Consider the following 13326-nt stretch of genomic DNA (forward strand, 5'->3'; position numbering starts at 1 on the left):
TGATTTTAAAGGAATTTACAGTGAATGAATGGCGTAACCCCACTCGGTGGTTATGTGCGGTAGCTATGCCTTTTGCACTGCTCCTGCTTTCCGGATGCGGCAGTAGCGATGCGTTACCTGACCTCGAATCACAGCGACTCGACCTGAGCGTGAAAGCCTCCGATAAGGTGAATCCTGACAATCAGAAGAAGGCCGCGCCCATTGAGATACGTGTTTATGAACTGAAAAATGACGCCGCTTTCACGACAGCTGATTACTGGTCGCTCCATGACAACGACAAATCCGTCCTTACCGACGATTTAGTGCGTCGCGACAGCTTTATTTTGCGTCCCGGCGAAGAGAAAAAACTGCGTCGCCCGCTGAATGCGCAGACCACGGCAATCGGCGTACTGGCCGGATACCGTAACCTGGCCAAATCGGTCTGGCGGGTAACCTACAAAATCCCGGAAGCCCCGGAAAAAGCCTGGTACAGCAGCTTCATATCGGGGAAAGGAAAAGTGCAGTTGGAGGCGGAACTGGAACAAAGCGCCATTGTAATTACGGAACGGGATAAATGAATTATGAGCTGGAATGACCGCGTAGTCTGGAGTGAAGGACAATTTTTACTGCCGCAGATGTTTCAGCAGCAAGAGCGTTATCTGGAACACGTCATGCATTACCGCAGCCTGCCGCTGACCCCCTTTTTCTGGGGATTCAGCCACTACAATATTGATGGCGAAGCGCTGAACATCGGTAAACTGATACTGAAAGAGGCATCAGGGATTTTTCCTGACGGCACGCCGTTTAACGCACCGGACCACACCCCGCTGCCGCCGCCACTGACCATTCTGCCGGAGCACCTGAACCAGCAGATTTGTCTGGCGGTACCGGTACGCGCGCCGAACAGCGAAGAAACCACGTTTGACAATAACCCGGAATCATTGGCGCGTTTCTCGGTACATGAACACGACATCCGCGACGCCAACTCGCTGGGACGTGGCGCGCAGTTATTACAGCTCAGTCATCTGCGCCTGCGGCTGCTGCCGGAAAAGGCGGTGACGGGCGCCTGGATTGGCCTGCCGTTGACCCGCATCACCGGGTTGAACCCTGACGGGCGGATAGATATCGACCACGACCTGATCCCGCCCATCATTAATTATCAGGCCAGTTCACTGATGTGTACCTGGCTGTCGTGGATCAACGATCTCATCCGGATGCGGGCCGATTCGCTGGCGGAACGGCTGACCGGCAGCGACAACCACGGCCATGAAGCAGCGGAGGTCTCCGATTACCTGCTGCTGCAAATTCTCAATCGCTTTGAGCCGCTGCTGACTCACCTGGCGAAAACCCCGCTGGCCCCGGAGGTGCTGTACCGCTACCTGTCCGAACTGGCCGGGGAACTCTCCACCTATGTGCGTCCACAAACGCGACGGCCCGCTGAATACAAAGAGTACAAACACCTGACGCCCTATGCCGGGTTGAAATCGCTGGTTGATGAGGTGCAGTTCCTGCTGAACGCGGTACTGATCCGGGGCGCGCAGCGCATCGAGCTGAAAGAGGGGACTTACGGCATCCTGAATGCGGTGGTGGCCCCTTCCGATCTTGCCGATTTCAGCACGCTGGTACTGGCGATAAAGGCTTCAATGCCGACCGATGTGCTACTGCAACATTTTGCCGCCCAGACCAAAATCGGGCCATCCGATCGCCTGCCGGAACTGATCCGCTCGCATCTGCCGGGGCTGGCTTTGCAGGTTCTGCCTGTACCACCGCGCCAAATCCCGTTTCAGGCCGGATACATCTATTACGACATCCGCCGCGAGGGAGCATTGTGGGAACACATTGCCCGTTACGGCGGGATGGCCATGCATACCGCCGGGGAATTTCCGGGGCTGGAGACAGAACTGTGGGGAGTGCGCGATAAATGACAGACAGTACCCTGACGCCGCCAGCGGCGGATATGATGTCCTTTTTGTCCACCACGCCGGAACATAAGGACAGTGAATATGAAACGCCGGTACACACCAGCCAGCGCACGGAACTCAATGTCATCGTTGAAGACGGTCCGGACAGCAAACTCCGGCTGGCTGAAATCAGCGCGGCGGCTAACCCGTTGCTCGCCGCTGCCCGGCCTTTATTGTGCGCTCTCGCAGCCATGCCCGCTAAACTGGATGCGGCCCTGGTAGAGCCTTACCGTAATCTGCTGGTACGCGAGATGCATCTGTACCAGACATTATGCGATCAGGCGAACCTGCGGCGCGAGCACGTACTGGCGGTACGTTACTGCCTGTGTACGGCGCTTGATGAAGCCGCCAATAACACAACCTGGGGACGGCGCGGCGTCTGGGCCGGAAAAAGCCTGCTGGTAACATTTCATGGTGAAAGCGAAGGCGGGATAAAACTTTTCCAGATCATCGGGCGTCTGGCGGCCAGCTTCCAGGAGCATGGCAACGTACTGGAGGTTATCTACCACCTGCTGGGGTTGGGATTTGAAGGCCGCTACAGCGTGCAGCCAGACGGGCGTAAGCAACTGGACAATATTCGCCAGCAACTGCTGACACAGCTTTCACAGCGTCGCGATCCGGTTATGCCCGCGCTCTCGCCTGACTTTCAGGGGGCGATAAGCGGACGACTGCGGCGGATGCGCCGGGTGCCGGTCTGGCTGAGCGCCGGGATAGCCCTGTTGGCGATGCTGACGCTGTTTGGCCTTTACAGCCACCGGATGGATGTGCAGACCGTCACCGTACAACAGCATATTGATGCGATTGGTATAAAACTGCCGCCGCCGCCTGTGCCGGTTCATAAGCTGCGGCTGAAAATCCTGCTGGCAAACGAAATCGCCCGTGGCCTGCTGACCGTGGACGAAGATGACCAGCACAGTAGGGTGGTCTTCCGTGGCGACGCCATGTTTGTGCCGGGACAGAAAACGGTGAGTGACGCAATCCGGCCAGTGATTAACAAAGCGGCGCGGGAAATCGCCCGCGTGGGCGGCGCAGTCACTGTAACGGGTCACACTGACAGCCAGCCCATTCATTCGGCTGAATTCCCATCCAACCTGGTACTGTCGGAAAAACGGGCGGCGGAAGTTGCGGCGTTGCTGACCTCCGGCGGCGTACCTGCCGGACGGGTACATATCGTCGGCAAGGGCGATACGGTGCCGGTGGCGGATAACGGCAGTAAAGCCGGGCGGGCGAAAAACCGTCGGGTGGAAATTCTGGTAGTGGAGTGAATGAATGATGAAAAAATCAACCTATGATGTGTCTCATCATTCGGCAGTATGTGGCGTGACGGGGGATTATTATCGGATCTCAGCGACATATCACATAACACGATCTGTTCGTGTTTTTTTGATCATCTTATGTTGCCTGTTATCCGGTGGCGCTTTTGCCGGATCCCCGATTAACGCAGGATTCATTTCCCCCGATAATGTCAACCTCAGTACTCAGGATTTCCTGAAATTTTATGCCACTGACAACGTACAGAAAAAAGACAATGCACTGATGTATATGCTGGGGGTGGAGGATGCGACAGAAGGTAAAGCCTGGTGTGGATATGGTCAGGTTGACAGTATAACAATAAACCATACTGTGCTGACCTGGTTTGAACAGCACGCAGTGAAAAAGCCTGATGTAAGGGCTTCAATACTAATAGAGGAAGCATTAGTTAAAAATTTTCCCTGTCAGAGGACAGACTCCTCCATAAAAATTGCTTCCCGGTCATCTCCCATTTTATCCCTGACGCCGGATGCGCTTAATCTTTCAGGTAATGACTTTTTTAAATTTTGGGTGTCTGGTAATCAACGGGATAAACTCAGGGCGGGTGTCTATCTGCTCGGCGTGGAGGATGCGACAGAGAACAAACTGTGGTGTGGATACGCTTTATTTAAGACGCTAACATTAAATGAATTAGTCTATGTTTCTCTTAAAAATAAAACCAATGAGGAACTGAATTCTCGCGCGGCTGAACTTATCATAAATAAATTAATAGAGTATCCCTGTAATATATAAAATCATTCAAGTTGCATCAAGGCGGCAAGGGAGTGAATCCCCGGGAGCGTACATTAGTTCGTGACTGGGGTGAGCGAGGAAAGCCAACGCACATGCAGCCTGAAGTATGACAGGTATACCCTGTGATAATGTTATCGCTGCCAGTTCAGATAAAGTCTTGGTGGTAAAGTCTTGGTGGTAAGATATTGATATGTTTAAGGTAATGGTCTGTCTGTTGGTGGGTGTTCCTGCCATTTCTTATGCGCACGATTATGGGTGTGCTACGGTTGGAGCATCAATGGAGTCATCATTATTTGATGCCATAAAAAATGACCTGAATATAGATGTCGCTACTATTATAAAGGATAAAACAAAGGTAGAGATTCTTGATATCTCACCTGTATCTAAGGTCTATGCAGAATCTCTGGCCAGGATGGATTATGAAAAAGATAAGGCCAAAAATAAAGTGGCAATATTAGATAAAAAATCCTATTTCGATAGTTACTATGAAAATCAGGTTAAATCTATCGTGGCAAAATATACCTATATTAACAAAGATAAAGAAAAAGATATTTTCATTGCATCCAGCTTCATGAATGCTGATGAGTGTTCTGTAAGATTTAATGGTTATATTACTTTATCCAGGGAATTTTAAAATATTGATTATTGGGTGGCGAGTCGAAATATAATGCAAAAATTTCTTAGTCTGCTTTTTTCCCGGCGCGCGCTGGCAGTTGTGGGCGTTCTGGTTCTGGCGCTGCTGGTCTGGTTTGTCGGGCCGCTGGTGTCATTTGATACCCTGCGCCCGCTGGCCTCCGTGGGTAGCCGGGTAGTGACCATTGCCCTGTTGCTGATGCTGCTGGTACTGTGGCTGGTCAACTGGTCGATGAGTATCATCGGCATCAGTGTCCTGTGCCTGGCGATTGGCTTCGTCACACCGCTGCTGGCCCTGGGCGATGTCCATCCGTTTGCGCCGCTGTGGGTCCGCCTGACCCTGATTGGTTTCATCCTGCTGATGTACGCGCTGTACGGCCTGTACCGGCTGTGGCGTGCGCTGCGTATGGATGAACAACTGCTGCGTCGCTTCCTGCATCCGCGCGGGGAAGAGGTACCGGTGGCAGGCGAGATCAAAGCCGACCTGCGCACCGTCAACCATATTGTCACGCAGGCCATCCGGCAGCTGCGGCAGTTGCGGGTGGATATGCCTGGCTGGCGTAAAATCTTCGAGGGAAAACGCTTTCTGTATGAGCTGCCGTGGTTCATGGTGGTCGGCAGTCCCGGCGACGGCAAAACCACGGCCCTGCTGAACACCGGATTGCAGTTCCCGCTGGCGGAGCAAATGGAGCAGACTTCGCGCATCCTGACAGTACCGGGTGGCGGCACGCTACACTGCGACTGGTGGTTTACCAACGAAGCGGTGTTGATTGATACCGCCGGACGCTACGCCCGCCACGATGACGGTGGTGAAGCGAGCGCCGCGCAGCGTAACGCCGGAGAGTGGCAGGGCTTTCTCGGTCTGCTGCGTAAACATCGCCCCGGCGCGCCGCTTAACGGCGTGATCCTGACGCTAAACGTGGCGGATTTAACCGCACAGTCACCGGCGGAACGCCTGGCGGCCTGCGCCGCTCTGCGGGCGCGACTGGCAGAACTGCGCGAGACCCTGGGGATTCGCTTTCCGGTCTATCTGGTGGTCACCAAAATGGATTTGTTGCCGGGGTTCAGCGAATATTTTCGCACGCTGACCAGCCATCTTCGTGCACAAATCTGGGGCTTCACGTTGCCGTACAGCCGCAGGCGAAAAGCGGGCGACCCGCAGGCGCTGCACGCCGCCTGCGCGCAGGAGCTGGCGCGCCTGACGCTGCGGTTGGATCAGGGACTGGATACCCGGTTACAGGAAGAGTACGACCTTAAAAGCCGCCAGCGGCTGTATACCTTCCCGCGTGAGTTCGCCGCCCTCGGCGAGCCGTTGCTGGAGGCTATTGAACAGATCTTCCTCGATTCAAAATTCGATGCCACGCAACTGAATAACACGCTGCGCGGGGTGTTTTTCACCAGCGCCGCGCAGGCGCAGGCCGACGCCGTGGCCGACCAGTTGAGTATCTGGCAGCGCTTTGTCCGGGCGATAAAAACCGCCCGTGGCGAATCCTCCGCCTCTCTCCCACACGCTCTGCCGGACGGCAACCGCAGCTACTTCCTGCATGACCTGCTGACACAGTTTATTTTTCGTGAAGCGCACCTGGTGGAGCCAAACCTCCAGTGGGCCTGGCGTTACCGCCTGCTGCGCCTCGGCGGGCACCTGCTGGTACTGGTGCTGGCATTCCTGTTGTGGCAGGGGATGCAGACCAGCCAGCAGACCAACGGCGACTATCTGAATGAAATCAGCGCCCGCGCGACCCGGCTGGACGGTGATGTGAAAGCCTACACCGGTAAACCGGCGATGGCTCCCGTCCCGGCACTGCTGGACAGCGCAAGGGAACTGTCCGCCTGGCCGGAACTGGACCCGGACGCGCCGCCGCTGGCCTGGCGCTACGGTCTGTACAGCGTACCGCCGGTAACCGACAGCGTGGCGTCGCTGTACAACCGTCTGCTGGATCAACTGCTGCTGCCGCCGCTGGTGAAACGGATGGAGTATGTGCTGGCGGACGCCATTGCCCGTCAGGATAGTAAAGCGGCCTACGATGCCCTGCGCATCTATCTGCTACTGAATCTGGATAAAGATCACGAAGATAAATACAACGCGGCGGAGATCCAGTCGTGGGTGATTAACGATCTGGGGAACAGCGACAGCGTGGCCGGGTTCGGCGGGCGCGCCGCCGTGCTGACGCATATCGAAGCGCTGTTTGACGGCAGCCGGGTGGTGCATTCACCGTATGAGAAAGATGAGGCGCTGATCCGCCAGGCGCGGGCATTCCTCGACGGTCACACCAGTACCGAGCGTATCTACGCGCGGGCGCTGGCGGCAATGGAGAGCGAAGCGCCGCAGGAGTTCACGCTGGTACGCGCCGTCGGCGCGGATGCGGGAACGGTCTTTGTGCGTAGCAACGGCGCGCCGCTGGATCGGGGCGTGCCGGGTATTTTTACCCGTGAAGGATACCGGGAGCTGTTCGACAAACGATTACCGGAATTTGTGGCGGCGGCGACGGCGAACGATGGCTGGGTGATGGGCCGGGAGAGTACGCCAAAAAAGCTGACTGACAGCCTGCGCAGCCAGATACCGGGGCAGGAGCAGTCTGTCGCCCGCGAAGTCCGCCGTTTGTACCTGACGGAATATGCCCGCCGCTGGCAGGATTTTCTGGACAGTATCCATAGTATCAACAGTGCCGGGGAAGAGGGCAGTTCCGGCCTGGCCTATGATTTACAGGTGCTGCGCACCCTGGCGTCGCCGGACTCACCGCTGATGCGGCTGGGAAAAGCGGTGGTGGAGCAGACCACGCTGGTGCCGCCGCCGGACCCGCAGGCCAGACAGAAACAACTGGCGCAGCGCGCATCCGGTAACGCGGGGAAAGTGGTACAGACGGCAAAACTGTTCCAGGATATTCACCCGGAAGAACGGCTGGAAAAAACGCTGGTGGATGATCGTTTCGCCGCGCTGCGCGAGGTCATTGCCGGGCGGACGGACGGCGGACAGAGCGGCGGTGGGACGATGCAGATCGCTTCGCTGCTGACCATGCTCAACGAGTATTACACCCAACTGACCATTGCTGATAGCGCGCTGGCGGCGGGGACGTTGCCAGCGCGCATTACTGCCGCAGACAAGTTGCAACTGGAGGCGGCGAAACTGCCCGCGCCGCTGAAAAACATCCTGCTGGATCTGACGAAGCAGGGAACGCGCAAAATCAACGCCGGGACCGGCGACGTGCTGAACACCCAGATGGAGGCGATGATGGGCGACGACTGCCGTGACGCCATCGACGGGCGCTATCCGTTCGCCGACAGTCCGCAGGAGGTCAGCGCCGAGGACTTTAACCGCATCTTCGCCAGCGGCGGCGTACTGGATGCTTTCTGGAGCAAACAACTGGCTCCGCTGGCGGACACCGCCAGCGACCCGTGGCGCTACAAACCGACCGAAGGCAACATGACATTGCAGGGGCCGGATCTGACGCCGTTTCAGCAGGCGAAGCAGATCCGCAGCGTATTTTTTAACAGCGAGGGCGGGAAAAAATTTTCCTGGTCGATGCAGATTAGCGTGGTGGATATGGACCCGGCCATCATGGAACTGGTGATTGATATCGACGGCCAGGTGCTGCGCTACGCCCATGGTCCGGACCGTCCCCTGAAAGTAACGTGGCCGGGACCGCGCAACGGCTCGATGGCGGAAATCACCGCCAGCCCGCGTATTCGCCAGGACACCTCAACGCTACTGACCGGCGGGCCGTGGGCGCTGTTTCATCTGCTGGACGCCGGAATGGTACAGGAAACGGCGGTGCGGGGGCGTCAACTGGTGGAATATGATTTTGACGGTCGCCGGGTGGTGCTGGAAATCACCGCCGGGCGGGATTTTAACCCGGTCAGCCGGGAGCTGTTGCAGAACTTCAGTTGCCCGGCGAGGGCGCTGTAATGCGCCGGCCAGCAGTGGTATCAGCCCCGGCGATGTTCGGCAGGCTGCCGGACCAGCGCGACTATGTGCGCTGGCGAGTGGGCGCTGAAGAGGGACGAATATGGCAGGACTGGCTGAACCGCCAGACGTGGGTGGGCAGCGGGCGGCATATCGTGTTGCCGGGAGGCCAGACGACCGATGAAGAGCGTGACGGCTGGATGCACCTGTCGCCGCGTGGCGAACATGATATGCCCGCGCCGGAACACCATCCGCTGCCGTGGAGCTTTGTGATGTCGCCGGGATTTTTGCCGATGGGTGGGACGACTGACTGGCTGACCGGAGTGCTGATGGCGTCACGGGATAGCGTGGGACGCCCGTGGCCGCTGGTGATTTACCAGCGCTGCGGTCGGGAGTGGCTGGACGAGAGTTTGCAGGAGACGCAGGGCTGGCTGTACTGGCTGGCGAGGCTGGCGGCGCAGCATATCACGCCGGACACGATGCGGCGCGGGCGGCTGACCGAGCAGGTGGACCAGCTATGGGCGATGTGGCAGCCGGGGCCGTGGTGGGCGCAGTGGCTGCGTGGGTTACGACGTACATCGCAACGCAGCCGGGAACTGACCGGGCTGCCGGATGAAGCACCGGTAGTAGAACTGCCGGGCGTGCGTTATCTGCCGTGGCCGGGCTGGCCGGGTAAGACGCTGGGGCAGGCAACACCGGGGCAAGGCTGGTTCTGGCAGCAGAACAGTGAAGGGCGGTATGTGGATGCGCTGCGGTTGGTGGATGAAAAAAATAGAGGTCAGATGCTGTGAAAAAGTACGCTGTAGAGGTTCTGTTTATGTCTGCCTGTGCAGGAATGTTCCTGCCCGTATTTGCCTGGGGCGGAACAGATGTAAACATTGATAACCCGCTGGCGGAGTGTGTGGATATCCATCCCGTTCATCGTCAGGAAATGGATAACCTTACCATTCTGAAAACAACGGTCACACTGAAAAAAAGCACCGGTGAATGTGGCTGTTTCTCAACATTAATCAACTATACCAGCTTACTGGCGCAGGATGTTGAGGGTTACGGACGCGGAAGTGCATATTCCCTTCAGGAGGGGAATATCTCACTGGCGAAGATGCAGGGACGTTATCCTTTCAGCTTTGTATTATCGGTGGATAACCAGTCTGTACGGGATCAGAAGCTGGCGCTAATGATACGTTGTACACCACCGCTGTAATACACAGAATAGTCAGGGAGAAGATGATGGCAGTAAGACTGACTTTTGACGGGCAAAAGCTGACATGGCCTGGTATCGGGATATTTAAGGCGACCACGGGGTTACCGGATTTACAGTGGCCAGATAAACAGTGTGTGCCGGATGCGGCGATACCGGAAGGGAATTATAAATTGTTTATTCAGTTTCAGGGGGAGGCACCGATAAGAAATGCTGCGGATTGTGATCTGGGACCATCATGGGGCTGGAGTACCATTCCGCGAGGCCAGGCTGCCGGAACATGTGAGATATACTGGGCGAACTGGGGATATAATCGTATCCGGCTGGAATCAGCGGATGAGAAGACCCGAAAAGCCTGTGGGGGCAAGCGGGGTGGTTTTTATATCCATGATTCCACCAAAGGTTACAGTCATGGTTGTATTGAAGTGGAACCGGTGTTTTTCCGTATTCTGAAACAGGAGACGGAAAAAGAAAATGGTGAAAAGACATTTACGGTTAATGTTAAGTATGTTTCTGGTCAGCAAACGAATGGTGGAACAAAACAATAATACCGTTAAAACCGGATGAAATTATCGTGTCTGGACGTGCTGTGGTTGACAATGATTACAATGGTGGCCAGATAAGTAATGAGCACCAATGATAAAGTATATGACTGGCGGTGTGCTGGTTATTAATCAAATTTCTATAAAATGCAATGCGAATCTGGTAAGCGTAATAAAAATAAAATCATAATATTGTTATGTTCATTTCCTTATTTATGTAATTCAGTATTTATGTTATGTGCTAATTTTTGTGTTTTTATTTTCATGGCTCTTGTCAGCAATATACCCTGTTCTTCTGGTAAATATTTAAATATAACAGGCTGGTTGCATTATAAAGTGCGGGGCACTGTTTCCTGACGGTGAGTCTATTTATTTTAATCCGGTATTAAAGGAGTCACTACCATGAGTTTTGTATCCACAAATAATAAATCCGGTATGGGAGGGCTGACGACAACCACGCCGCCGATAACCGGAGAAAGTGGCGGTGTCACCGCAGATTCAGTCGCCGGAAGCGTGGCAGATGCGGCGGAATCCGCCGTGGAACAGGCTGCGGGATCGCTATTTGGCGCATTGCCGGAGCCATCAGGACTGGTGAAAGCCGCGGTAGCAGCGGCGCAGGCTGCCGCCGCCGCAGGTATGGCGCAGGATGCGGTATCGGCCATCGTCTCTGCTGTTGCAGGCGGGCCGGGGGCGCATAATGTGACGGTCAGCGGCAGCGCCGTACCGCCGGGCGCATTACTGTTCGCCAGCCTGGACGGCGGCGAAACATTAAGTGAACTGTTCAGCTATGTGGTACAGCTAAAAACGCCCGACACCCTGAATCTGGGCTATGTCTCCCCGGCGGCCAACCTGCCGCTCAAACCGATGGTGGGCAAAGATCTGTGCGTCAACATCGAACTGGATGGTGGCGGTAAACGACATATCAGCGGGCTGGTCACGGCGGCGCGGGTGGTGGGCCATGAAGGGCGTTCGGTTACCTATGAGCTGCGTATGGAGCCGTGGGTAAAACTGCTGACCCATACCAGCGACTACAAAGCATTCCAGAATAAAACCGTGGTGGATATTCTGGATGAGGTTCTGGCGGAATATCCCTACCCGGTGGAAAAGCGGCTGGTGGAAAGCTACCCGGTACGCACCTGGCAGGTGCAGTACGGTGAAACTGATTTTGATTTTCTTCAGCGACTGATGCAGGAGTGGGGCATCTACTGGTGGTTTGAGCACAGCGAGGACAGCCACACGCTGGTGCTGGCGGATGCCATCAGCGCCCACAAAGCATGTCCGGACTCGCCGCTGGTCGAGTGGCACCAGGAAGGGCTGAAGCTGGACAAGGAGTTTATCCACACTATCACGGCAAACGAGAGCCTGCGGACTGGACAGTGGGTGCTGGATGATTTCGATTTTACGAAGCCACGTTCATTGCTGGCAAACACCGTGGCAAACCCGCGTGAAACCGGTCATGCCACCTACGAGCATTATGAGTGGCCGGGAGACTACTTCGACAAGAGTGAAGGCGAGATGCTGACGCGCATTCGTATGGAAGCGCAGCGCAGCCCCGGCAGTCGGGTGCTGGGGGGAGGGAATATCCGCACACTCATGACCGGTTATACCTTCACGCTGGAAAACTATCCCACCGCCGAAGTCAATCAGGAATATCTGCTGATGCAGACCTTGCTGTTTGTGCAGGACAACGCGCAGCACAGCGGGCAGGACCAGCACTTTACCTTTTCCACCCGTTTTGAACTGCACCCCACCCGCGAGGTGTTCCGCCCGCAGCGGACGGTGAGCAAACCCCACACCAAAGGGCCGCAGAGCGCCATCGTCACCGGCCCGGCGGGCCAGGAAATCTGGACGGATCAGTACGGGCGGGTAAAGGTACAGTTTGGTTGGGATCGCTACGGCAAAATGGATGAAAACAGCTCCTGCTGGATACGCGTCAGCTACCCGTGGGCGGGCAAAGGCTTCGGGATGATCCAGATCCCGCGTATCGGCCAGGAAGTGCTGGTGGATTTCAAAAACGGCGATCCGGATCTGCCGATCATCGTGGGGCGTACCTACAACCAGGACACCATGCCGCCGTGGGGACTGCCGGGAATGGCGTCGCAGAGCGGGATCTTCAGCCACTCGCTGTATGGCGGGCCAACGAACGGCAACATGCTGCGTTTTGACGACAAAACGGGCGCGGAGGAAGTGAAGTTCCACGCGGAAAAAGATCTCAACACCACGGTGAAGAATAATGAAACGCATACGGTTATGGTGGATCGCACTAAAACCATTATTAAAAATGAAACCAACAGTATTGGTGAGGACAGAAACACCACGGTAACGAAGAATGACGGCCTTTCCGTAAAACTGGCGCAGACGATCAATATCGGCACCACTTATCGTTTAGATGTTGGCGATCAATTCACGCTTCGCTGCGGCAATGCGGCGCTTGTTTTACATAAGGACGGCTCCATTGAGTTTTGTGGCAAGCAACTGATGTTACATACCAGCGATGTCATGCAACTGATTGGTAAAGGTATTGATATGAACCCGGATGGCGGCACAGCCGTAACCGCCGATGATATTGCCCCCCTTCTCACCTCTGAGTGATCTGAATTAAACCTGGAGTTCTCATGGATCGACCATACCGCATACAGGAAGGGTGTTTTGTCCTGCCTGAAACATTTACGGATCGCAGCGTCAATATTTTTATCCTGGAGGGCAATGAACGAACATCGCCCAGCCTGAATATTTCCCGCGATACGCTAAAACCTGATGAAGACCTGCCCGCCTATATTGACCGCCAGATTGCACTGATGAAAAAAAATCTCGGTCAGCACCGGGTATTGTCGCGAGCGCCTGCACAGGCAGGAACGGGCAATGATGCCCTTATGGGGGAACAAATTGCCGCCACCCATAAATCCGGGAAAACGGAAGTGTACCAGCGTCAGGCCGGGTTTATTGCAACCCCTGGCAAGGTACTGGTCTTCACCCTGACCAGTCCCCGTCCTTTTGATGATAAAGCAGACCTACTCTGGAACACCTGGCTGGCAGGCTTTCAGCCGGATAAAAACGAATAATCAC

General features: G+C 55.7%; 11 protein-coding genes and 11 other annotated features. All 11 genes read left to right on the forward strand.

Annotated features, from left to right (window positions below; translation table 11 throughout):
• Window positions 1-13: 13 nt before the first annotated feature.
• Window positions 14-19, forward strand: a ribosome-binding site (putative RBS for STM0280; RegulonDB:STMS1H000640).
• The 11 genes from STM0280 (at window position 14) to STM0290 (ending at window position 13322) form a co-directional block, all read left to right on the forward strand.
• Window positions 14-557 (forward strand): putative outer membrane lipoprotein gene (locus STM0280; RefSeq protein ID NP_459278.1). Within the gene, window positions 21-557 belong to an annotated coding region; the region does not span the whole gene. It overlaps the preceding feature by 6 nt.
• Window positions 557-562, forward strand: a ribosome-binding site (putative RBS for STM0281; RegulonDB:STMS1H000641). (Overlaps the previous gene by 1 nt.)
• Window positions 557-1904, forward strand: a protein-coding gene (locus tag STM0281; RefSeq protein NP_459279.1) for a putative cytoplasmic protein. Within the gene, window positions 561-1904 belong to an annotated coding region; the region does not span the whole gene. Its footprint overlaps the feature before it by 6 nt. The genes STM0280 and STM0281 overlap by 1 nt, the downstream gene beginning before the upstream one ends.
• Window positions 1895-1900, forward strand: a ribosome-binding site (putative RBS for STM0282; RegulonDB:STMS1H000642). Its footprint overlaps the gene before it by 6 nt.
• The gene (locus STM0282; RefSeq protein NP_459280.1) for a putative outer membrane protein, OmpA family occupies window positions 1895-3205 on the forward strand. Within the gene, window positions 1901-3205 belong to an annotated coding region; the region does not span the whole gene. The genes STM0281 and STM0282 overlap by 10 nt, the downstream gene beginning before the upstream one ends.
• Window positions 3203-3208 (forward strand) — a ribosome-binding site (putative RBS for STM0283; RegulonDB:STMS1H000643). (Overlaps the previous gene by 3 nt.)
• The gene (locus STM0283; RefSeq protein ID NP_459281.1) for a putative inner membrane protein occupies window positions 3203-3983 on the forward strand. Within the gene, window positions 3210-3983 belong to an annotated coding region; the region does not span the whole gene. (Overlaps the previous feature by 6 nt.) Before STM0282 ends, STM0283 begins: the two co-directional genes overlap by 3 nt.
• Window positions 3984-4179: 196 nt before the next feature.
• Window positions 4180-4185, forward strand: a ribosome-binding site (putative RBS for STM0284; RegulonDB:STMS1H000644).
• Window positions 4180-4617 (forward strand): putative shiga-like toxin A subunit gene (locus STM0284; protein ID NP_459282.1). Within the gene, window positions 4186-4617 belong to an annotated coding region; the region does not span the whole gene. Its footprint overlaps the feature before it by 6 nt.
• 28 nt (window positions 4618-4645) lie before the next feature.
• Window positions 4646-4651, forward strand: a ribosome-binding site (putative RBS for STM0285; RegulonDB:STMS1H000645).
• Window positions 4646-8520 (forward strand): putative inner membrane protein gene (locus tag STM0285; RefSeq protein ID NP_459283.1). Within the gene, window positions 4651-8520 belong to an annotated coding region; the region does not span the whole gene. (Overlaps the previous feature by 6 nt.)
• Window positions 8515-8520 (forward strand) — a ribosome-binding site (putative RBS for STM0286; RegulonDB:STMS1H000646). (Overlaps the previous gene by 6 nt.)
• Window positions 8515-9308, forward strand: a protein-coding gene (locus STM0286) for a putative cytoplasmic protein (RefSeq protein ID NP_459284.1). Within the gene, window positions 8520-9308 belong to an annotated coding region; the region does not span the whole gene. Before STM0285 ends, STM0286 begins: the two co-directional genes overlap by 6 nt.
• Window positions 9299-9304, forward strand: a ribosome-binding site (putative RBS for STM0287; RegulonDB:STMS1H000647). It overlaps the preceding gene by 6 nt.
• Window positions 9299-9721 (forward strand): putative periplasmic protein gene (locus STM0287; RefSeq protein NP_459285.1). Within the gene, window positions 9305-9721 belong to an annotated coding region; the region does not span the whole gene. The genes STM0286 and STM0287 overlap by 10 nt, the downstream gene beginning before the upstream one ends.
• Before the next feature lie 17 nt (window positions 9722-9738).
• Window positions 9739-9744 (forward strand) — a ribosome-binding site (putative RBS for STM0288; RegulonDB:STMS1H000648).
• Window positions 9739-10266, forward strand: a protein-coding gene (locus tag STM0288; RefSeq protein ID NP_459286.1) for a putative cytoplasmic protein. Within the gene, window positions 9745-10266 belong to an annotated coding region; the region does not span the whole gene. Its footprint overlaps the feature before it by 6 nt.
• Before the next feature lie 389 nt (window positions 10267-10655).
• Window positions 10656-10661: a ribosome-binding site (putative RBS for STM0289; RegulonDB:STMS1H000649), on the forward strand.
• The gene (locus STM0289; protein NP_459287.1) for a putative cytoplasmic protein occupies window positions 10656-12852 on the forward strand. Within the gene, window positions 10663-12852 belong to an annotated coding region; the region does not span the whole gene. (Overlaps the previous feature by 6 nt.)
• A gap of 16 nt (window positions 12853-12868) precedes the next feature.
• Window positions 12869-12874 (forward strand) — a ribosome-binding site (putative RBS for STM0290; RegulonDB:STMS1H000650).
• The gene (locus STM0290; protein ID NP_459288.1) for a putative cytoplasmic protein occupies window positions 12869-13322 on the forward strand. Within the gene, window positions 12876-13322 belong to an annotated coding region; the region does not span the whole gene. Its footprint overlaps the feature before it by 6 nt.
• Window positions 13323-13326: the final 4 nt, after the last annotated feature.

The organism is Salmonella enterica subsp. enterica serovar Typhimurium str. LT2 (genome assembly GCF_000006945.2).
Taxonomy (GTDB): Bacteria; Pseudomonadota; Gammaproteobacteria; order Enterobacterales; family Enterobacteriaceae; genus Salmonella; species Salmonella enterica.